We start from the raw sequence: 18,038 nt of genomic DNA on the forward strand, positions 1-18,038 counted from the left end.
GAGGGGGGCGTCCCGGGAGGCATTCGCGTGCAGATCTCCAAGACCCCCTCCGCGCCCTGCTGGGCCGATCTGTCCACCCCGGACGCGGACGCGGCCCGGCTGTTCTACGAGGCGCTGTTCGGCTGGCGTTCGCGGCCGGTGGAGGCGCCGTGTGCCGACGGGTACAGCATGTTCGCGCTGGACGCCGAGGACGGGCACCTGGTCGCCGGGATCGGCCCGGTGGCGGATCAGCGGCAGCCCGCGGCCTGGCTGCCGTACTTCCAGTCCAGCGGGATCGACGCGGTCACCGCGCGCGTGGGCGGCAACGGCGGCCGGGTCGTGGCCGGTCCGATGCCCGTCCTGGAGCAGGGCAGGCTGGCGGTCTGCCAGGATGCGGCGGGCGCCGAGTTCGGCCTGTGGGAGCCGCTCGCGCACGCGGGCTTCGAGGCGGTGAACGTGCCGAGCAGCTTCTGCTGGTTCGAGCTGCTCACCCGCGACGGGCCGCGTGCGGTGGACTTCTATCAGTCGGTGCTCGGCTGGGGCACGCGGCAGCGGTCCTTCGGGGAGGGCGCGCGGTACACGGAGTGGACGGTCGCCGACGAGGCGTTCGGCGGCATGGTCGACATGTCGACCGGGGAGTTCCCGCCCGAGGTGCCCTCGCACTGGAACCTCTACGTCGCCGTGGACGCCCCGGACGCCACCGCCGCGCGCTGCCAGGAGCTGGGCGGGCGGGTCCTGGTGGCGCCGACGACGCTCCCCACCGGCCGCTTCGCGATCCTCGCCGACCCGCAGGGCGCGGCGTTCTCGGTCATGCACTTCACGGAGCCCGCCGGAGGGTTCTGAGGGCGTTGTCGGCGGGGCGGGCCATGATGGCGGCATGCGTGCTGCCCGCCTGATCAAGATGGTGCTGCTTCTCCAGTCCCGGCCGTCGATGACCGCGGCCGAGCTGGCGCGCGAGCTGGAGGTGTCCGAGCGGACGGTGACGCGGGACGCGCAGGCGCTGTCGGAGGCGGGCGTGCCGGTCTACGCGGACCGGGGGCGGGCCGGCGGGTACCGGCTGATCGGCGGCTACCGGACGCGGCTGACGGGCCTGGCCCGCGGCGAGGCGGAGGCGCTGTTCCTGTCCGGGGTGCCGGGGGCGCTGCGCGAGATGGGCCTGGACGACGCGGCGTCGGCGGCCCGCCTGAAGGTGTCGGCGGCGCTGCTGCCGTCCCTGCGGGACGCGTCCCGGACGGCGGCGCAGCGGTTCCATCTGGACGCGCCGGGCTGGTTCCAGGAGCCGCGGACGCCCGAGCTGCTGCCCGCGATCGCGGAGGCGGTGTGGGACGACCGGGTGCTCCGGGTCGGATACCGGCGCCGGGACCGCCAGGAATCCCCCGTGGAGCGGGAGTTGGAGCCGTACGGGCTCGTGCTCAAGGCGGGCGTCTGGTATCTGGCGGCGGCCGTGCGCGGCGGGGACGGGGGCGGGCAGGGGCCCCGGGTGTACCGCATCGACCGGTTCACGTCCGTGGCGTCGGACGGGGACGAGCGGTTCGTCCGGGACGAGGGGTTCGACCTGCCCGCGTTCTGGGAGGAGCGGGCGGCGCAGTTCGCGCGGGCGATCCTGCGCGCCGAGGTGGTCGTACGGCTGACGGCCGAGGGCGTACGACAGCTGCCGTACGCCACCGGTCCGGCGTCCGCGCGGGAGGCCATGGAGTCGGCGGGGGCGGCGGACGCCGACGGGCGGGTGACGGTGACAATGCCGGTCGAGTCGGAGGATGTCGCGTACACCCAGCTCATGGCGCTGGGGCCGGAGGCGGAGGTGGTGGCTCCGGTGGCGCTGCGGGAGCGGTTCGCGCTGGCGGCGCGGCGGATGGGGGGCTGGTACGGGTGAGCATGGGGCGCGGGCGCGTGTCGTTCGTGGGGTGCCCTGGGCATGTGCACGCGTAACGAAGTGAAGCACCTGGGGTGCTCGGCGTGCGCCCCCTGGGTCCAGGGCCGATGCTTGTCCCGTGATGGACGAGACCGAGTTCTGGGAGATCGTGGACAGCACCCGCGAGGCCGCCGAGGGCGACCCCGAGGACCACGCCGAGCTGCTCGTCGACAGACTGCTGCGCGCCGATCCCGAATCGGTGCTCGACTTCGCCCGGCACTTCGAGTCCCGCTACAACCGGGCCTACCGGTGGGACCTGTGGGGTGCCGCGTGGGTGCTCCTCGGCGGGGCGAGCGATGACGCGTTCGACTACTTCCGGTGCTGGCTGATCGGCCAGGGCCGGGAGATCTTCGAGGGCGCGCTGCACGATCCGGACTCGCTGGCGGAGTCCCTCCCCGACTTCGACGAGGAGGTGGACGGGGACGGCGAGGAGCTCGGGTACGCGGCGGACGAGGCGTACGAGGAGCTGACCGGCGCGGTCGCCACCGACCTGGGCATCCCTCCGGCCCCGACGGAGCCGGAGGGGACGCCGGTGGATTTCGAGGACGCGGCGGCCCTGGCCCGGTTGTACCCCCTGCTCACCGAGCGGTTCGGCTGAGAACCTCTCGGATCGCGTCCCGGATCACGCGGCCGCGATGGCCTGTTCGAGGCCCGGGAAGGCGAACTCGAAGCCCGTCTCCAGGAGGCGGCTCGGCACGGCCCGGGTCGAGCCGAGCACATCCCCCGCCATCTCCCCCAGCGCCAGCTTGAGCGCGGGCGCCGGGGCGGTGAAGAGGGTGGGGCGGTGCAGGACCCGGCCCATAGCTGACGTGACCTCCCGGTTCGTGGCCGGGTGCGGCGCCGTCAGGTTGACCGGGCCGGACAGGGCCTCGGTGTCCAGGATGTGGCGGAGTGCGGCGACCTGGTCGTGCAGCGCGATGTACGACCAGTACTGGCGGCCGTCGCCCATACGTCCGCCGAGCCCCGCCCTGAACAGCGGGAACAGCTTGGCCCAGGCCCCTCCGTCCCGGGAGACGACCAGGCCGGTGCGGGCCATGACCGTGCGGATCCCGGCCTGGTGCGCGGGGGCCGTGGCCGCCTCCCACTCCACGCACAAGGACGGCAGGAAGCCGTCGCCCGCGGGGGCCGACTCGTCGACCGCGCGGCTGCCCGTGTCGCCGTAGTAGCCGACCGCGCTGCCGTTGAGGAAGACGCGGGGCGGGGTGTCGAGGGCGGCGGCCGCCTCGGCGAGGGCCGTGGTGCCCAGGACGCGGCTGTCGTGGATCTCCCGCTTGTAGGCCGCCGTCCACCGGTGGTCGCCGACTCCGGCGCCCGCGAGGTTGACGATGGCCCCGCAGCCTTGGAGCCGGCCCGTGTCGACCTCGCTCTTCTTCGGGTCCCAGCGGACCTCGTCCGCCGTGCGTGGGGCCCGGCGCACCAGCCGGAGCACGTCGTGCCCGTCGGCGGTCAGGGAACGGACGAGGGCCGAGCCGATGAGTCCGGAGGCGCCCGCCACCGCGATACGTGTCATACCTCCATCCTGCCGGTCGTACAGTGACCCGCATGTCGCTGCCGCAGCCCCTCATACGTTTCGCCGTGCAGGACGACGACGACGCCCTGAGCCGCCTGGACCGGGACACCTGGTCCTATCTGCACGCGGTCAAGCCGCCGGAGCAGCCGCCCTACCCGCCCTTCTTCACCGAGCGGTTCGGCCCGCGCGACCATCTCGTCGCCGAGCTCGACGGCCGCGTCGTGGGCTACATCCGGCTCGGTCGCCCCACCTCGCTGGCCGCGAACGCGCACGTCAGCCAGGTACAGGGCCTCGCCGTCGCCGACTCCGCGCGCGGGCGCGGCCTCGGCCGGACCCTCTTGCGGGCCGCGGTCGAACAGGCCAGGCAGCAGGGCTCCCGGCGGATCACGCTGCGGGTCCTCGGACACAACACCCCGGCCCGCAAGCTGTACGAGGCCGAGGGCTTCGTCATCGAGGGCGTGCTGCCCGGGGAGTTCCTGCTGGACGGGGCGTACGTGGACGACGTGCTGATGGGGCAGGAGCTCCACCCCGGCGCGCGGCGGAGTGCGGCGGCCCGCGACTCGTAGCAGGGTTGAACCGTAGGCCCGTCGCGAAGGGAGCCCCGCCGGAATGACCTGGCCCGTGGCGCGCCGACGTGACGGGGAGGAGCGTGCCTGGCTGCGCGGGGCGCCGCCGCCGCGCTGGGTGCGGTGGCTGCCGATCGTGCTGCTCCTCGGCCTCGGCCTGTTCCAGGCCGTCACCGAGCAGGATCTCGAACTGGGCTTTCTGCTCGCCGCCATCCCGCCGCTCGCCGCTCTGTCGTACGGGCCCGCGGCCACGGCGCTGCTGGGCGGCGTCGTCGTCCTGATCCTGGATGTTCCCTCGGCGGGGTTCGGCCGTCCGGGCAACAGTGACGTGCTGACCGTGGCGTTCGTGTCGGTGCTGAGCGTGCTGATCGCGTGGGTGCGCAGCCGCCGCGACGAGCAGCTGGTCACCGTGCGCACGGTCGCGGAGGCCGCCCAGTTCGCGGTGCTGCCGCCGCTGCCGGAGCGGGTCGGGCCGGTGCGCTGCGCGGGTCTGTACCGGGCGGCGCAGCGCGGGACGCTGGTCGGCGGGGACTTCTTCGACGTGCGGCGCTGGCCGGGCGGGGTGCGGGCGGTCGTCGGTGACGTACAGGGGCACGGTCTGCCGGCGGTGGGCACGGTGGCCGGGCTGCTCGGCGCGTTCCGGGAGGCGGTGCTCGACCAGCCGGACCTGGAGGGCGTCGCGGCCCGCCTCGACCGGCGGCTCGTGGTGGACTCGGCGCAGGACGAGCACGCGGAACTCTTCGCGACGGCGGTGCTCCTGGAGTTCCCGGACGACTCCCCCGTGGTCCGGGTCGTCAGCTGCGGTCATCCGTATCCGCTGCTGCTGCGCGCCGGGCAGGTGACGGAGCTGCCCGTGCCGTCGGGGGCGCCGCTGGGCCTGGGCCTCGCGGGGCTCGAACCGCCCGAGCGGCTGACCCTGGAGCTGCGCGCCGGGGACCGGCTGCTGGCGTTGACCGACGGGGTGACGGAGGCGCGGGACGCCGCGGGCCGCTTCTATCCGCTGACGGCCCGTCTGCCGGGGTACGCCTGCGAGGATCCCGCGGCGCTGACCGACGCGGTGTGGCGGGACGTGGTGCGGTTCGCGGGGACGGTACGGGACGATCTGACGCTGCTCGTCTTCGCACCGGACGCCCCGGGCGTGCCGCGCGAAGCGTGAGGTGTGAACGTAGGGGCCATGAAATACCTGGGACTCCCGTACCGCCCGGGGCGTCGCCGTACCGCGACCGCCGCTTCCGTGCTGCTGCTGCCTCTGACGCTGTCGTCGCTGTCCGCCTGTTCGGACGACGACGGCACGGCCACGCCCCCGGTGGCGTCCCCGGCCGCGACCGCGAGCGGCGCGCGGTGCCGGACGGATCTGCCCGCCCCCGACAAGGGCGCGGACGCGGCGCCGGCCGCGAGCGGGGCGTACACGCTGGAGAGCGGTGACGAGGCTTCGCCGCGCAAGAAGCGCTTCACGGCGAAGAAGGACGACGAGTCGGCGGTGCTCGTGTCCGGTTCCGGGAAGCTGTCGACGCGCGACTCGCCCCTCAGCAAGCGGGGTGACACGTCGTCCGTGGACGGGTCGGCCGGCCATGGTCTGAACGCGGCGGCGCTGGCGCGTGACGGGGGCCGGCTGGCGCTGTCCGGCGGCCGGTTCACCACCAAGGGGAAGGGTGCGACGGCCGTGTTCGCGTCGGGGAAGGGCGCGCGGGCGACGCTCAGCGCGAACCGCGTCAAAACCAAGGGCGCGTCCGCGCGGGGCGTGATGGCGTCGTACGGAGGCGAACTCGACCTGACGTACACGGAGATCGACACGGCCGGCGCGCAGGCCGCGCCGGTCGCGACCGGTCCGGGCGGGGCGAAGGTGACGGTGTCCGGCGGCACCATGACCTCGGCGGGCTGCGGTTCGCCCGGGGTGCAGACGAGCGGCGACGTCTCGGTCACGGGGACGCTGTTCGACCTGGCGAACTCGGAGGCGTTCACCGTGGAGTCCGGCGGGTCGCTGTCCCTGAGGAACGTGCGGGCCACCGCGGCCGCGGGCGGCGTGGTGCTGCGGGGCGGCGGCGAGACGTCGTTCTCCATGTCGGACGGGTCGATCCAGGCGGCGGAGGGCGACCTCTTCTCGGTCGAGCAGGCGGTCGCGGACATCAAGGTGACCGGCGGCGCGGAGCTCAAGACGAAGGACGGCGTGCTGTTGCGGGTCAGCGACAGGGGCACCGCCACCTTCGCGGCGGACGACGAGAAGCTGAACGGTGACGTGGTCGTCTCCGACGGCTCGGCCGCGCTGGACCTGAGCGGTTCGACGAAGCTGGACGGGGCGGTCGCGGGGGCGTCGATGACGTTCGGCGCCCGGACGACGTGGTCGGTGTCCGGGAATTCGTGGGTCAAGGGCCTCGAACTGGGCTCGGGGGCGCGGGTCTCCGACGTGATCGACGGGAACGGGTACTCGGTGACGTACGACCGGGCGTCCAGCCCGGGGCTCGGCGGGAAGACGTACCGGTTGAACGGGGGCGGTTCACTGCGGCCCGCCAAGGGGTCCTGACGCGGGAGGTCAGGAACGGCCCTGCAGGCGGGCGGCGTGTTCGCGGATCGCGGGGAGTTCGCTCATCAGGGCCTGGCCGGGGCAGGAGGTCTCGTAGCCGTCGCGGTGGCCGGAGATGGCGAGGAAGTCGGCGGCGGTGCCCGCCTCGAACCGGCTGCGGCTGTTGCTGGACACCAGTCGCACGGTGGAGCGCGGGTCGACGCCGGACAGGCCGAGCTTCCACGCGGCGACGGCGGCGATCGAGTCGGTCATCGCCGTCGGCACGGGCATGCCCTGGGTGTACGTGCCGATCGCGGCGATCCCCGCGGTGTCCCGGTTGAAGCCCTGGGTGTGGGCGCCGACGACGGGCCGCTCGACGCCGCCGGCCCGGCCCTCGTAGACGGTGCCGCAGCGGTCGACGAGGAAGTTGTAGCCGATGTCGTCCCACTCCTTGGTGCCGGCCTGGCCCGCGTAGAGGTCGCGGATGATGCGCGGGGAGACGGCGCAGTCGTAGCCGTTCGGCGTGTCGGTGTGGTGGATGAAGACGGCGTCGACGTGGTCCGCGTACCGGACGGGGTCCCGGTGGTAGGTGGCCGAGCCCGCCAGCCAGCGGGTGCGCGGCACGATGCGCGGGACCGGGGCCGCGTGCACTCCCCCGACGTCGGCGCGGCGCACCGGGACGGCCTCGGCCGGCAGGGCGGCGGCCCGGGCCGCGCGGCCGGGGTCCGGCGGTCCGGGGCGGTCGATCAGGACGGCGCACAACACGAGGAGCCCGAGGGCCAGGGCCCCGGGCACACAGCGCAACACCGACCTCAGGAGACGCACGCCTCCCACTCTCCGGCCATCACGCCCTGTGCGGTCGACCACATGTCGGCCGGTTGGCGGAACCAGCACGGGCCCCCGGGTCGTTTGTTACCGATATGGACCTGCACATACTTGACGTCCTGCTGATCGCGCTCGCGCTCGCCTACGCCGCGTCCGGCTACCGGCGCGGGCTGCTGACGGGCTGCGTCTCGCTGGCCGGGTTCGTCGGCGGTGCGGTCGTCGGTGTCTGGCTGCTGCCGTTCGCGATGGACGCGGTCACGAGGGGTACGTCGACGGCCACGGTGGTCGCCGTGCTCACGGTGCTGCTGCCCGCGATCGTCGGGCAGACGCTGGCCGGGCGGCTCGCGGCGCGGGTGCGCGGCGGGATGGACCGGGCGCCGGGTCCGCTGCGGGTGGCGGACGGGGTCGGCGGCGCGGCCGCGAGCGCGGTGGCCGTGCTGGTCGTGGCGTGGGTGGCGGGCAGCGTCCTCGCGGCGTCGTCCTCGGCGGGCCTGAACCAGGCGATCCGGAGCTCGACCGTGCTCGGCGCCGTCCAGGACACGATGCCGTCGGCGACCCCGGCCTGGTTCTCGCGGGCCACCGGGGCGCTCACCTCGGCGGGCTTCCCACAGGTCTTCGACCCGTTCGCGAACGAGCCGTCGGCCGAGGTCGCGAAGCCCTCCGGGGACAACGTGACGGCGGCCGCCACCCGTGCCGCGCAGCGCGGCACGGTCAAGGTGGAGGGAGCCGCGGGCACCCAGGGCCGTGAGGGCAGCGGTTTCGTGTACGCGTCCGAGCACGTCATGACCAACGCACACGTGGTGGCGGGCATCGACGACCCGTCGGTCCGGATCGGCGGGGTCGGCCGCTCGTACGCCGCGAAGGTCGTCCTGTTCGACCCGGACAAGGACGTGGCGGTGCTGTACGTGCCGGAGCTCAGGGCCCCGGCGCTGTCCCTCGACGACAGCGCCTCGCGCGGTGACGCGGCGGTCGTGGCGGGCTACCCGCAGGACGGCGGCCTCGACCTCCAGGCGGCCACGGTCGCCGACACCATCCGGGCGGGCGGGCAGAACATCTACGGCTCGGGGAACGTCACGCGCGAGATCTACTCGATCCGCTCCACGGTGCTGCCCGGCAACTCGGGCGGTCCCCTCCTGACGACGGACGGGCGGGTGTACGGGGTGGTGTTCGCCCGGTCCACGACGGACGCGGGGACGGGGTACGTGCTGACGGCCGACGAGGTCGCGGGCGACGCACGGCGGGCGGCGACCGCCACGGCGCCGGTCGACACGGGGGCACTGGTCTCGTCCTAAGGGCTCGCAGAGAATTAACTTGTGGGTTTTGAGTCTTGAAACGTCAGGCCAGCGCGCTGACCGTCCGCATGTTGTTCCCCTGCGAGCCCTAACGACCTCGTGCACGATAAGAATCGCTGCAGGTCAGCTGCTTGTGCCGCCGCGACGACCGAGCCGTTGACCTGTGCGGATGCGGCGACCGCTCGTATCGTGCACGAGGTTGTAAGGCCTGTCTGCAAACTCCCTCGTCGCCCGGAGGGCGGCCCGGCGGCGTTCGGTGCGTGCTCTCGGCGGGCCGGGCGCAGGGCCTCCTACGGGGCGTACTCGGCTTCGCGCCCGGTGCGGCGAGAGGGCGTGCCGGGCGTCACCGGGCAGGGGGAGTTCGAAGACAGACCCCAAGGCCTGTCTTCCCGCTTCAAGGACGTACGGGCGGGCCGGGGGGCGCATCCCGTGGCGCCCGCGTGCGCCGATGCAGCCCTGGCGCGCGGGCCCCGTTCACGGAAGCCACACCTACCCTCGACCCGAACTCACGTATTCCGTGGGCGAGTTGGGGGCATGAAGTCCTCACCCATCAGCCGCCCAACCGCCGGAGGCACACGTGCTGGAGCCCGCAGAAGGGGAATCAGGGATGGTCGTCGTCGTAGGCGCCGGCGTCGCGGGACTGTCGGCCGCCCAGCACCTGACCAGGGCGGGTGTGCGGGTGCTGGTCCTGGAGGCCGCCGGTGCCGTCGGGGGCCGGATGTCCACCGAGAAGGTCGACGGGTTCCGCCTCGACCGGACCGGACAGCCGCTCTCCACCTCCTACCCCGAACTCCGCCGGACGCCCGGCCTGGACGGTCTGGTGCTGCGCCTCTTCTCGCCGGGCGTATTGGTGCACAGCGAGGGACGTCGCTTCCGGGCGGGCGCACCGGCAGACCTCCGGCGCACGAGAGGCGCACTCAGAGCGGCACGCGCCCTGGCGAGCGCCCCGCGGCCGACGCGCGGCGTCCGGCCCCCGCTCGGCGGCCCGCTGGACCACGCGCGGCTCGGCACGGCACTCGCCCGGTTCGCCGCCACCGAGCCCGCCCGCCTCCTCGCCCGCCCCGAACTCCCCATCGGGCGCGCGCTGACCGCCCGCCGCCTGCCCGCCAGAACCCTGCACGGTTTCGTACGCCCGCTGCTGTCGGCCCTGTTGTGCGACCCGGACCTGACCACGTCCAGCCGGTGCGCCGACCTCGCGCTGCACGCGTACGCGGCGGGCCGGCTCGCCGTGCCGGAGGGCGGTGCGGACGCGCTTCCCGAGCTGCTCGCGGCCACCCTGCCGCCCGGCATCGTGCACACCGGCGTCCGGGTCACCGCCGTCTCCGCGAACTCGGTGACCACCGCCGACCACGGTGAACTGCCGTGCCGCGCCGTGGTGTTGGCGACCGACGCGAGAACCGCCGGCGATCTGCTGCCCGGCCTGCGCGTGCCCGCCTTCCACCCGGTGACCGTCGTGCACCACGCCGTGCCCGAGGCGCCCCTCGCGGAGCCCGCGCTGCTGCTCGACGCCGACCGGCTCGGACCCGTCGCCCACACCTCCGTCATCAGCCGGGTCGACCCGACCCGCGCCCCGGCCGGCCGCGCGCTCGTCTCCTCGACGGTGCTCGGGGCGCCGCCGTCCGAGCACGAGCTGCGGGTCCATCTCGCCGCCCTCTACGGCACGTCGACGAGCGGCTGGGAGACCCTCTCCGTCCACCACGACCCACACGCCGTGCCCGCGATGCCCGCGCCGCACGACGCCCGCCGCCCGGTCCGGCTCCTCGACGGCCTGTACGTCTGCGGGGACCACCGGGACACCAGCACCGTGCAGGGCGCCCTCCACTCGGGCCGCCGCGCCGCGCGTGCCGCCCTGACGGACCTGAGGGCGGCCCGGGCCTCGATCCCGGTTCCGGAGCCCGTACAGCGGGCGTGTGCGGACGAGGCGGCCTGAGGGCACGCCACGATCGCCGGAACCGCGATCACCAGAGCCGCGCCCGCCTCCGTGGCACATTCCGGGGGCGGGCGCACCAACGCCCTCAGCCCAGCGCGGCGACCTTCTCCCGGTACCCGCGCACGGGACCCGCGTCACGGTACGGCTCCAGCCGCCGCTCGAACTCCCGCACGTACTCGTGTGCCCGCACCGACCGCATGTCCGCCGCGGCGGTCGCCGCCTCCGCGCCGAGCGCGCAGGCCGAGTCCAGCTCGCCGAGGCCCAGGCGCGCGGAGGCCAGCACGACCCGGCAGAACAGCCGGCTGCGCGCGAACCCCGGCGCCCGCAGCTGCAACGACCGCTCCGCGTGCTGCGCCGCGGCCCGGTACTGCTGCAGATCCCGGTGGCAGTGCCCGAACTCGTCCGCCAGCTGCGCCTCGTCGAAGAGCCGCGCCCAGTGCGGCACGTCGTCCCCGGCCCGCGCCGCTTCGAGGGCCCGCTCGGCCCGGACCAGCGACGACGTACAGGCCCGCACCTCGCCCAGCACTCCGTGCCCGCGCGCCTCCACGGCGTGCAGCAGCGCCTGCAGCACGGCCGGCGCCGCGGCCCCGACCCCCTGCTGCGCGACCCGCGCCAGCTGCACCGCCTCCCGGCCGTGGCCGAGGTAGACGGCCTGCCGGCTCATGGTGACCAGGACGTACGAGCCGTACATCCGGTCCCCCGCGGCCTGCGTGAGCCGCAGCGCCTGTACGAAGTACCGCTGGGCGAGGCCGTGCGCCGCGATGTCGTACGAGGTCCAGCCGGCCAGCCGGGTCAGATCGGCGACGGCCCCGAAGAGCCGCCGCCCGGTCTGCTCGCCGTACGTGCCGCGCAGCATGGACTCGGCCTCGTGTTCCAGGTACCGCACCAGCGCCTGCCGGGCGTGGCCGCCGCCGTAGGCGTGGTCGAGCGCCCGGAACAGTTCGCCGACCGAGCGCAGCGCCGCGATGTCGCCGCCGGTCACCCGGTGCCCGGGCCCGCGCTCGGTCTGGGTGCGCTGGCGGGGCACGGCGACTCTGCCCTGCGCCGGGACCCGGTGCGCCGCCTCGCCGCGGGCGACCCGGTCGTCGGCTCTGCCGATCAGCCAGTCGCGGCTGGGCACGACGAGCCCGGCCGGGGTGAACGCGATCTTGCGCAGCTCGGCGTGGCTGCCGGAGTCCTTGCGCCACAGGCCGCTGACGATGTCGACGGCCTCCTCGGGCGAGCCGGCGAACTCCAGGCCCGCGTAGACCGGCGCGCAGGCGTCGAGCCCGAGGTCCTGCGCGGAGAGTCTGCGGCCGAGGCGGCGGGTGAACACCTCGGCGATCAGGGCGGGGGTCGTGCCGCGCGGCTGCTGGCCGCGCAGCCATCTGGTCACCGACGTCTTGTCGTACCGCAGGTCCAGGCCGTGCTCGAGGCCGAGCTGGTCCACGCGGCGCGCGAGGCCGGCGTTGGAGAAACCGGCCTCCGCGATGAGCGCGGCGAGCTGGCGGTTCGGTGTGCGCTGCGGAGGTCGTTCCGTCATCAGCTGTGCGCTCTCCTGCCTTCCGGGCCGGGGTGCAGCCCTCATGGAACGGCGCGAATGTAGCGGCGATATCCACCCTCCACGGGGCCATCGCGACGCCTTCATCCGATCGTGTGACGAACTCCGTGAGGAGTGGACAAAACGGGGCCGGAGCGGGGATGCGACAGGGCGGTCCGGAGGCTCCCTCCGTTCGGTCATACGATGCATGTGCGCTACACCCGGAAGTACCCGGGGACGTACCCGGAAGGTTTGTCCCGTGCCTCATATCGTCATCGACTACTCCGACGGCCTCGTCGGCACGGTCGACGTCCCCGCCCTCGTGGCGGAACTCCATCCCCTCGTCGTCGGGCACGTGCGCTCCGTCGGCGTCGGCAAGACCTTCGCCCGGCCCTCCGCCACGTACGTGGACGGAGCCGCGGCGCTCTTCCTGCACGTGGAGGTCGGGCTGCTCCCCGGCCGCCCCCGCTCCGTGAAGACCGCGCTCTCCGAGGACGTGCTGGCCCTGCTGGACAAACACACGTCAGCGGCCCCGGGCTCCGTCACGTGCTCGGTCGAGGTCAGGGATCTCGACGAGTCCTACCGCCTGTTCCCCACCCACTGAGCACGGGACCGGGCGCCGTACAGTTGTTCAGGGCGCGATATATGCACGGTGAAGCTTGTAAGGGAGGCACTTGCCGTGAGTGAGTTCCGGTTCGTCCGCATGGGGTTCGGTGCGGACATGGTCGAGTACCAGGTCGCCTGGGACGAGCAGCGCCGTGTGCACGCCGCCCGTTTCGCGGACGAGGTGCCCGACACCTGTCTGCTCCTGGAGCACCCGGCGGTCTACACCGCGGGGCGGCGCACCGCGCCCGAGGAGCGCCCGCTGGACGGCACCCCCGTGATCGACGTGGACCGCGGCGGCAAGATCACCTGGCACGGCCCGGGCCAGCTCGTCGGCTACCCGATCCAGAAGCTGCCCCGCCCGGTGGACGTGGTCGCACACCTGCGCCGCCTGGAGGACGCGATGATCGCGCTCTGCGCGGAGTTCGGCATCGAGACCTCGCGCGTCGAGGGCCGGGCCGGCGTCTGGGTCCTCGGCGACCCGGTCGAGCAGCGACCCAAGCTCGGCGGCCTCACCCTCGACTTCGATCCGCGCGCGGGCGACCCGGAGTTCGACCCCCGGCTCAACGGCCCGGAGTACGCCCCCTCGAACGCGGGCCAGCGTCGTGAGGACCGCAAGATCTGCGCCATGGGCATCCGCGTCGCCAAGGGCGTCACGATGCACGGCTTCGCGCTGAACGTGAACCCGGACACCTCGAACTTCGACAAGATCATTCCGTGCGGCATCCGCGACGCGGGCGTCACCTCGCTCTCGTACGAGCTGGGCCGCGAGGTCACGATCGAGGAGGTGCTGCCGGTCGCCGAGAAGCACCTGCGGGACGTCCTCGGCAACGCGGAGCTCCGCCCGCGCCTCGTCGAGAAGGCCCCGGCGTAGCACCCCTGGGGAATGCACCCCGAAGGCCAGAGGTTGGCCATCCGTAAGGGCATGAACATCACGGGCGTACCCTGATGTACGCCGAGGAATCAAAGCTTTAGGGAGCCGGTCGTGTCCGCAGTCGCACCCGACGGACGCAAGATGCTGCGCCTGGAGGTCCGTAACGCTCAGACCCCCATCGAGCGCAAGCCCGAGTGGATCAAGACCCGGGCGAAAATGGGCCCCGAGTACACGAAGATGCAGAACCTCGTGAAGTCCGAGGGCCTGCACACCGTCTGCCAGGAAGCGGGCTGTCCCAACATCTACGAGTGCTGGGAGGACCGCGAGGCCACGTTCCTCATCGGCGGCGACCAGTGCACGCGGCGCTGCGACTTCTGCCAGATCGACACCGGCAAGCCCGAGGCCCTCGACCGCGACGAGCCGCGCCGCGTCGGCGAGTCCGTCGTCACGATGGACCTGAACTACGCCACGATCACCGGCGTCGCCCGCGACGACCTGGAGGACGGCGGTGCCTGGCTGTACGCGGAGACGGTCCGCCAGATCCACGCGCAGACCGCGGACCGCGCCGACGGCCGCACCAAGGTCGAGCTCCTCGCCCCCGACTTCAACGCGGTGCCGGAGCAGCTGGCCGAGGTCTTCTCCTCGCGCCCCGAGGTCTTCGCGCACAACGTCGAGACGGTGCCGCGGATCTTCAAGCGCATCCGCCCCGGTTTCCGCTACGACCGCTCGCTCAAGGTCATCACCGAGGCCCGCGAGTTCGGTCTCGTGACGAAGTCGAACCTGATCCTCGGGATGGGCGAGGAGCGCGCCGAGGTCAGCGAGGCGCTGCGCCAACTGCACGACGCGGGCTGCGAGTTGATCACCATCACGCAGTACCTGCGGCCCTCCGTGCGGCACCACCCCGTCGAGCGCTGGGTCAAGCCGCACGAGTTCGTGGAGCTGAAGGAGGAGGCCGAGCAGATCGGTTTCTCCGGCGTCATGTCGGGTCCGCTGGTCCGCTCCTCGTACCGCGCCGGACGCCTGTTCCAGATGGCCACCGAGCTGCGCCGGTCGGCCGCCCGCGTGTGAAGTCACGCACAAGCGATTACCGGCCGGTATAGGCCGAGAAGGCGCGGCCCTGACCGTCCCCGCAGTTGAGGGCGACCGTCAGGGCCGCGTCAGCGTTTGGGCCGCGAGCGTCAAGGCTTCATCGCCGTTTGACCGTCCGGTCACGCACTGGTAACACCAATCAGTGACGCTGTACTCACGCCTCGTACACCTTTCACCAACACCGTGATCCGACTTCGAGGGGGGACCTCACCCATGCAGGCCGCGCCTGTTCGCGCCACCGCGATCCCGACATTCACCGACGCTCTGCGCGCCGTCGAGTCGCTGCTGATGAGCAGTGGCCAGCGCACCGCACGCCGTAATGCCTGGACCTCCGTCCTCGAGGACCGCCGCCGCGCCAAGGACCGGGTGGAGGCCCAGCGCGTCCTCGAAGCGGTCAGCTCCAGGGGCTGACCCGCCCCGGGGCCGGTGCTGCTGTTCATCGGCGGCTCCCGGCCACGTAGACTTCGAACATGGCGAGGAAGGAACCTGCAGCGGACGCTGCAAACCCCGGGCGACTCAAGCAGATCGCTCTGACCTACAAGATGACCCGCAAGGCCGATTCGAAGATCGGTCTTGTACTCGCGGCTGTGGGAATCGTCACCTTCGGTGTCTTCCTCGCGATCGGTTTCTTGATCGGTCACCCCATCTATCTCGGAATTCTCGGCCTCCTGCTCGCCTTCCTCGCGATGGCGATCATCTTCGGGCGCCGTGCCGAGCGAGCGGCCTTCGGGCAGATGGAGGGTCAGCCCGGCGCGGCGGCCGCGGTGCTCGACAACATCGGGCGCGGGTGGACGACGACCCCCGCGGTCGCGATGAACCGCAGCCAGGACGTCGTACACCGTGCCGTCGGCAAGGCGGGCATCGTGCTGGTGGCGGAGGGCAACCCGAACCGGGTCAAGACGCTGCTCGCGGCCGAGAAGCGGAAGATGGCCCGCATCGTGGCGGACGTCCCGGTCCACGACCTGCTCGTGGGCAACGGCGAGGGCCAGGTCCCGCTGAAGAAGCTCCGCACCACCATGCTGAAGCTGCCCCGGGTGCTCACCGGCCCCCAGGTGACCTCGACCAACGACCGGTTGCGGGCGATGGGCGACCTGATGGCGAACATGCCACTGCCGAAGGGTCCGATGCCGAAGGGCATGCGGATGCCGAGGGGTGGCGGCAAGACGCGCTGACGCTGCCGCTGTGCCTACGTAGTTGAAGGGCGCCCCGGGACTCCGGTCCGGGGGCGCCCTTTCGTCTGCCGTGTGCGGGTGCGTTGGCGGGTGCGGGTTGCCGGGGCTGGTCGCGCAGTTCCCCGTGCCCCCGCGAGGCGCACTTCGTGCGCACTCTTGGGGCGTGGCCACCGGGCCAAGGCCGACAACGCTCAGATACGGACCTCTACGGACTTCGCCAGACGATCGTGCAGGCCACGACCATCCCGGTCCCAGATCAGCGCGGGAATGGCCACGCACAACAGCACCGTGCGGACGACGACCCGGCCGAGACCCAGGCGGCCGCCGGCCTCGGAGACGACCCGGAGCCCGAAAAGCCGCTTGCCCGGCGTGCAGCCGATGGTGCCGACCGTGAGAACGCCCAGGACGAGAAAGACGAGCAGCGCCCAGTTACCCGTAGCCTGGTTGTAACCGTGCGTGACCAGGCCGTATGCGATCAGCATGCAGAGCGCCCAGTCGACGACGAGGGCTCCGACGCGCCGGCCGGGGCGGGCGATGGAACCGGGGCCGTGCTCCGGCAGACCGAGCTGTTCTCCGCGGTATCCGAAGTCCGCGCCCGACTGTTCCATGGCCTCGCGGGGCCCGGACAGCCACGATCCCATTGCTTCCCTGTTGTCCACGCCTCCACGGTACTGCGCCCCGCGCCTCACACCGTCTCGCCCCCTGGTCCGGTTAACTTCGGCGAAACAAATGGGTCATGCTTGAGAAACCACGTCTGCCTATGGTCAGGTCCAGCGTGTGCCACCGCACTGGCCCCACGACCGAGCTGCAAACCCCGCCCCTCCCCGGGTGGGAGTAGGAGGAGTTGGATGTTCCAGAACGCCGATGACGCCAAGAAGTTCATCGCGGACGAGGACGTCAAGTTCGTAGACGTCCGCTTCTGCGACCTGCCGGGTGTGATGCAGCACTTCACGGTGCCGGCTGCGGCGTTCGACCCGACCGAGGAGCTGGCCTTCGACGGTTCCTCGATCCGCGGCTTCCAGGCCATCCACGAGTCCGACATGGCGCTCCGCGCCGACCTGTCCACCGCGCGCGTCGACCCCTTCCGCCGCGACAAGACGGTCAACATCAACTTCTTCATCCACGACCCGATCACGGGCGAGCAGTACTCCCGTGACCCGCGCAACGTGGCGAAGAAGGCCGAGGCCTACCTCGCGTCGACCGGCATCGCCGACACCGCGTACTTCGGCCCCGAGGCCGAGTTCTACGTGTTCGACTCGGTCCGCTTCGAGACCTCCGCCAACCGCTCGCTGTACGAGATCGACTCCGAGGCGGGCGCCTGGAACACCGGCGCCGTCGAGAACAACCGCGGCTACAAGGTCCGCTACAAGGGCGGCTACTTCCCGGCCCCGCCGGTCGACCACTTCGCCGACCTGCGCGCCGAGATCTCCCTGGAGCTGGACAAGAACGGCCTGCAGGTCGAGCGCCAGCACCACGAGGTCGGCACGGCCGGCCAGGCGGAGATCAACTACAAGTTCAACACGCTGCTCGCCGCGGCCGACGACCTGATGCTCTTCAAGTACATCGTGAAGAACGTCGCCTGGCGCAACAACAAGACCGCGACCTTCATGCCGAAGCCGATCTTCGGTGACAACGGCTCGGGCATGCACGTCCACCAGTCGCTGTGGGCCGGCGGCGACCCGCTGTTCTACGACGAGCAGGGCTACGCGGGCCTCTCGGACATGGCGCGCTACTACATCGGCGGCATCCTCAAGCACGCCCCGTCGCTGCTCGCCTTCACCAACCCGACGGTGAACTCCTACCACCGCCTGGTCCCCGGCTTCGAGGCCCCGGTCAACATGGTGTACTCGCAGCGCAACCGCTCCGCGGCCATGCGTATCCCGATCACGGGCTCGAACCCGAAGGCCAAGCGCGTCGAGTTCCGCGCGCCGGACCCGTCCTCGAACCCGTACCTCGCCTTCTCGGCGCTGCTCATGGCGGGCCTCGACGGCGTGAAGAACAAGATCGAGCCGGCCGAGCCGATCGACAAGGACCTCTACGAGCTGGCTCCCGAGGAGCACGCGAACGTCCAGCAGGTCCCGACCTCGCTCCCCGCGGTCCTCGACGCCCTCGAGGCGGACAACGAGTACCTGCAGGCCGGCGGCGTCTTCACGTCCGACCTGATCGAGACGTGGATCGACTACAAGCGCACGAACGAGATCGCCCCGATCCAGCTGCGGCCGCACCCGCACGAGTTCGAGCTGTACTTCGACATCTAGAAAACGCGT

The 18,038-nt window shown here is 72.4% G+C and carries 18 protein-coding genes; 14 read left to right on the forward strand and 4 right to left on the reverse strand.

Annotated elements, in window-relative coordinates:
• The first annotated feature begins 27 nt into the window (after positions 1-27).
• The 3 genes from AB0J02_RS00205 to AB0J02_RS00215 all read left to right on the forward strand — a co-directional run bounded on the left by AB0J02_RS00205 (position 28) and on the right by AB0J02_RS00215 (position 2,489).
• Positions 28-822 (forward strand): VOC family protein, encoded by a 795-nt coding sequence (locus AB0J02_RS00205; protein WP_363191245.1) that lies wholly within the window; start codon positions 28-30, stop codon positions 820-822.
• Between the two features lie 34 nt (positions 823-856).
• Positions 857-1,852, forward strand: coding sequence for a WYL domain-containing protein (locus AB0J02_RS00210; RefSeq protein WP_363191246.1), 996 nt, complete (start codon positions 857-859; stop codon positions 1,850-1,852).
• 121 nt (positions 1,853-1,973) lie between these two features.
• Positions 1,974-2,489, forward strand: a complete 516-nt coding sequence (locus tag AB0J02_RS00215) for a DUF4240 domain-containing protein (protein ID WP_363191728.1) — start codon at positions 1,974-1,976, stop codon at positions 2,487-2,489.
• 24 nt (positions 2,490-2,513) lie between these two features.
• Here the strand turns inward: AB0J02_RS00215 and AB0J02_RS00220 are convergent, their stop codons facing one another.
• Entirely contained in the window at positions 2,514-3,401 is an 888-nt protein-coding gene (locus tag AB0J02_RS00220; RefSeq protein WP_363191247.1) for a TIGR01777 family oxidoreductase, read from the reverse strand.
• A 32-nt stretch (positions 3,402-3,433) separates the two neighbouring features.
• Here AB0J02_RS00220 and AB0J02_RS00225 point away from each other — a divergent pair, with 32 nt between their 5' ends.
• From AB0J02_RS00225 to AB0J02_RS00235, 3 genes are read left to right on the forward strand one after another with little or no spacing between them, the layout of a single operon-like run.
• Entirely contained in the window at positions 3,434-3,967 is a 534-nt protein-coding gene (locus tag AB0J02_RS00225) for a GNAT family N-acetyltransferase (RefSeq protein ID WP_363191248.1), read from the forward strand.
• Positions 3,968-4,010: 43 nt separating this feature from the next.
• Positions 4,011-5,123 (forward strand): PP2C family protein-serine/threonine phosphatase, encoded by a 1,113-nt coding sequence (locus AB0J02_RS00230; RefSeq protein WP_363191249.1) that lies wholly within the window; start codon positions 4,011-4,013, stop codon positions 5,121-5,123.
• 18 nt (positions 5,124-5,141) lie between these two features.
• Positions 5,142-6,488 carry a hypothetical protein gene (locus AB0J02_RS00235; RefSeq protein ID WP_363191250.1) on the forward strand — a complete coding sequence of 449 codons (1,347 nt, stop codon included), beginning with the start codon at positions 5,142-5,144 and terminating at the stop codon, positions 6,486-6,488.
• 9 nt (positions 6,489-6,497) lie between these two features.
• On the opposite strand, the gene AB0J02_RS00240 is transcribed toward AB0J02_RS00235, so the two are convergent.
• Positions 6,498-7,292 (reverse strand): peptidoglycan recognition protein, encoded by a 795-nt coding sequence (locus AB0J02_RS00240; protein WP_363191251.1) that lies wholly within the window; start codon positions 7,290-7,292, stop codon positions 6,498-6,500.
• Between the two features lie 101 nt (positions 7,293-7,393).
• On the opposite strand from AB0J02_RS00240, the gene AB0J02_RS00245 reads away from it, so the two are divergent.
• Together AB0J02_RS00245 and AB0J02_RS00250 are read left to right on the forward strand one after the other, a co-directional pair.
• Positions 7,394-8,584 (forward strand): MarP family serine protease, encoded by a 1,191-nt coding sequence (locus AB0J02_RS00245; RefSeq protein WP_363191729.1) that lies wholly within the window; start codon positions 7,394-7,396, stop codon positions 8,582-8,584.
• A 607-nt stretch (positions 8,585-9,191) separates the two neighbouring features.
• A complete protein-coding gene (locus AB0J02_RS00250) occupies positions 9,192-10,514 on the forward strand; it encodes an NAD(P)/FAD-dependent oxidoreductase (RefSeq protein WP_363191252.1) in 1,323 nt (440 codons plus the stop codon).
• 85 nt (positions 10,515-10,599) lie between these two features.
• Here AB0J02_RS00250 and AB0J02_RS00255 read toward each other — a convergent pair whose 3' ends face one another.
• A complete protein-coding gene (locus AB0J02_RS00255) occupies positions 10,600-12,036 on the reverse strand; it encodes a regulator (RefSeq protein ID WP_363191253.1) in 1,437 nt (478 codons plus the stop codon).
• Positions 12,037-12,292: 256 nt separating this feature from the next.
• Here AB0J02_RS00255 and AB0J02_RS00260 point away from each other — a divergent pair, with 256 nt between their 5' ends.
• The 5 genes from AB0J02_RS00260 to AB0J02_RS00280 all read left to right on the forward strand — a co-directional run bounded on the left by AB0J02_RS00260 (position 12,293) and on the right by AB0J02_RS00280 (position 15,771).
• Entirely contained in the window at positions 12,293-12,637 is a 345-nt protein-coding gene (locus tag AB0J02_RS00260; RefSeq protein ID WP_363191254.1) for a 5-carboxymethyl-2-hydroxymuconate delta isomerase, read from the forward strand.
• A 75-nt stretch (positions 12,638-12,712) separates the two neighbouring features.
• Positions 12,713-13,510, forward strand: a complete 798-nt coding sequence (lipB, locus tag AB0J02_RS00265; protein ID WP_363191255.1) for a lipoyl(octanoyl) transferase LipB — start codon at positions 12,713-12,715, stop codon at positions 13,508-13,510.
• A 111-nt stretch (positions 13,511-13,621) separates the two neighbouring features.
• A complete protein-coding gene (lipA, locus tag AB0J02_RS00270) occupies positions 13,622-14,578 on the forward strand; it encodes a lipoyl synthase (protein WP_363191256.1) in 957 nt (318 codons plus the stop codon).
• Positions 14,579-14,812: 234 nt separating this feature from the next.
• On the forward strand, positions 14,813-15,010 hold the full coding sequence (locus AB0J02_RS00275; RefSeq protein ID WP_324766486.1) for a hypothetical protein: 198 nt from the start codon (positions 14,813-14,815) through the stop codon (positions 15,008-15,010).
• A 59-nt stretch (positions 15,011-15,069) separates the two neighbouring features.
• Complete coding sequence (locus AB0J02_RS00280) at positions 15,070-15,771, forward strand: DUF4191 domain-containing protein (RefSeq protein WP_363191257.1); 702 nt, start codon at positions 15,070-15,072, stop codon at positions 15,769-15,771.
• 191 nt (positions 15,772-15,962) lie between these two features.
• Here the strand turns inward: AB0J02_RS00280 and AB0J02_RS00285 are convergent, their stop codons facing one another.
• A complete protein-coding gene (locus AB0J02_RS00285) occupies positions 15,963-16,430 on the reverse strand; it encodes an RDD family protein (RefSeq protein ID WP_363191258.1) in 468 nt (155 codons plus the stop codon).
• A gap of 189 nt (positions 16,431-16,619) precedes the next feature.
• Between AB0J02_RS00285 and glnA the strand changes: the two genes are divergently transcribed.
• Entirely contained in the window at positions 16,620-18,029 is a 1,410-nt protein-coding gene (gene glnA, locus AB0J02_RS00290; protein ID WP_363191259.1) for a type I glutamate--ammonia ligase, read from the forward strand.
• Positions 18,030-18,038: the final 9 nt, after the last annotated feature.

The sequence above is a fragment of the Streptomyces sp. NPDC050264 genome (assembly GCF_040655895.1).
GTDB lineage: Bacteria > Actinomycetota > Actinomycetes > Streptomycetales > Streptomycetaceae > Streptomyces.

Excerpts from the sequence above, each read along its gene's own strand:
- AB0J02_RS00220 (WP_363191247.1), bottom strand. The coding sequence starts at position 3,401 with ATGACACGTATCGCGGTGGCGGGCGCCTCCGGACTCATCGGCTCGGCC.
- AB0J02_RS00275 (WP_324766486.1), top strand. The coding sequence starts at position 14,813 with ATGCAGGCCGCGCCTGTTCGCGCCACCGCGATCCCGACATTCACCGAC.
- AB0J02_RS00225 (WP_363191248.1), top strand. The coding sequence starts at position 3,434 with ATGTCGCTGCCGCAGCCCCTCATACGTTTCGCCGTGCAGGACGACGAC.
- glnA (WP_363191259.1), top strand. The coding sequence starts at position 16,620 with ATGTTCCAGAACGCCGATGACGCCAAGAAGTTCATCGCGGACGAGGAC.
- AB0J02_RS00235 (WP_363191250.1), top strand. The coding sequence starts at position 5,142 with ATGAAATACCTGGGACTCCCGTACCGCCCGGGGCGTCGCCGTACCGCG.
- AB0J02_RS00255 (WP_363191253.1), bottom strand. The coding sequence starts at position 12,036 with ATGACGGAACGACCTCCGCAGCGCACACCGAACCGCCAGCTCGCCGCG.
- AB0J02_RS00215 (WP_363191728.1), top strand. The coding sequence starts at position 1,974 with ATGGACGAGACCGAGTTCTGGGAGATCGTGGACAGCACCCGCGAGGCC.
- AB0J02_RS00250 (WP_363191252.1), top strand. The coding sequence starts at position 9,192 with ATGGTCGTCGTCGTAGGCGCCGGCGTCGCGGGACTGTCGGCCGCCCAG.
- AB0J02_RS00210 (WP_363191246.1), top strand. The coding sequence starts at position 857 with ATGCGTGCTGCCCGCCTGATCAAGATGGTGCTGCTTCTCCAGTCCCGG.
- AB0J02_RS00280 (WP_363191257.1), top strand. The coding sequence starts at position 15,070 with ATGGCGAGGAAGGAACCTGCAGCGGACGCTGCAAACCCCGGGCGACTC.
- AB0J02_RS00230 (WP_363191249.1), top strand. The coding sequence starts at position 4,011 with ATGACCTGGCCCGTGGCGCGCCGACGTGACGGGGAGGAGCGTGCCTGG.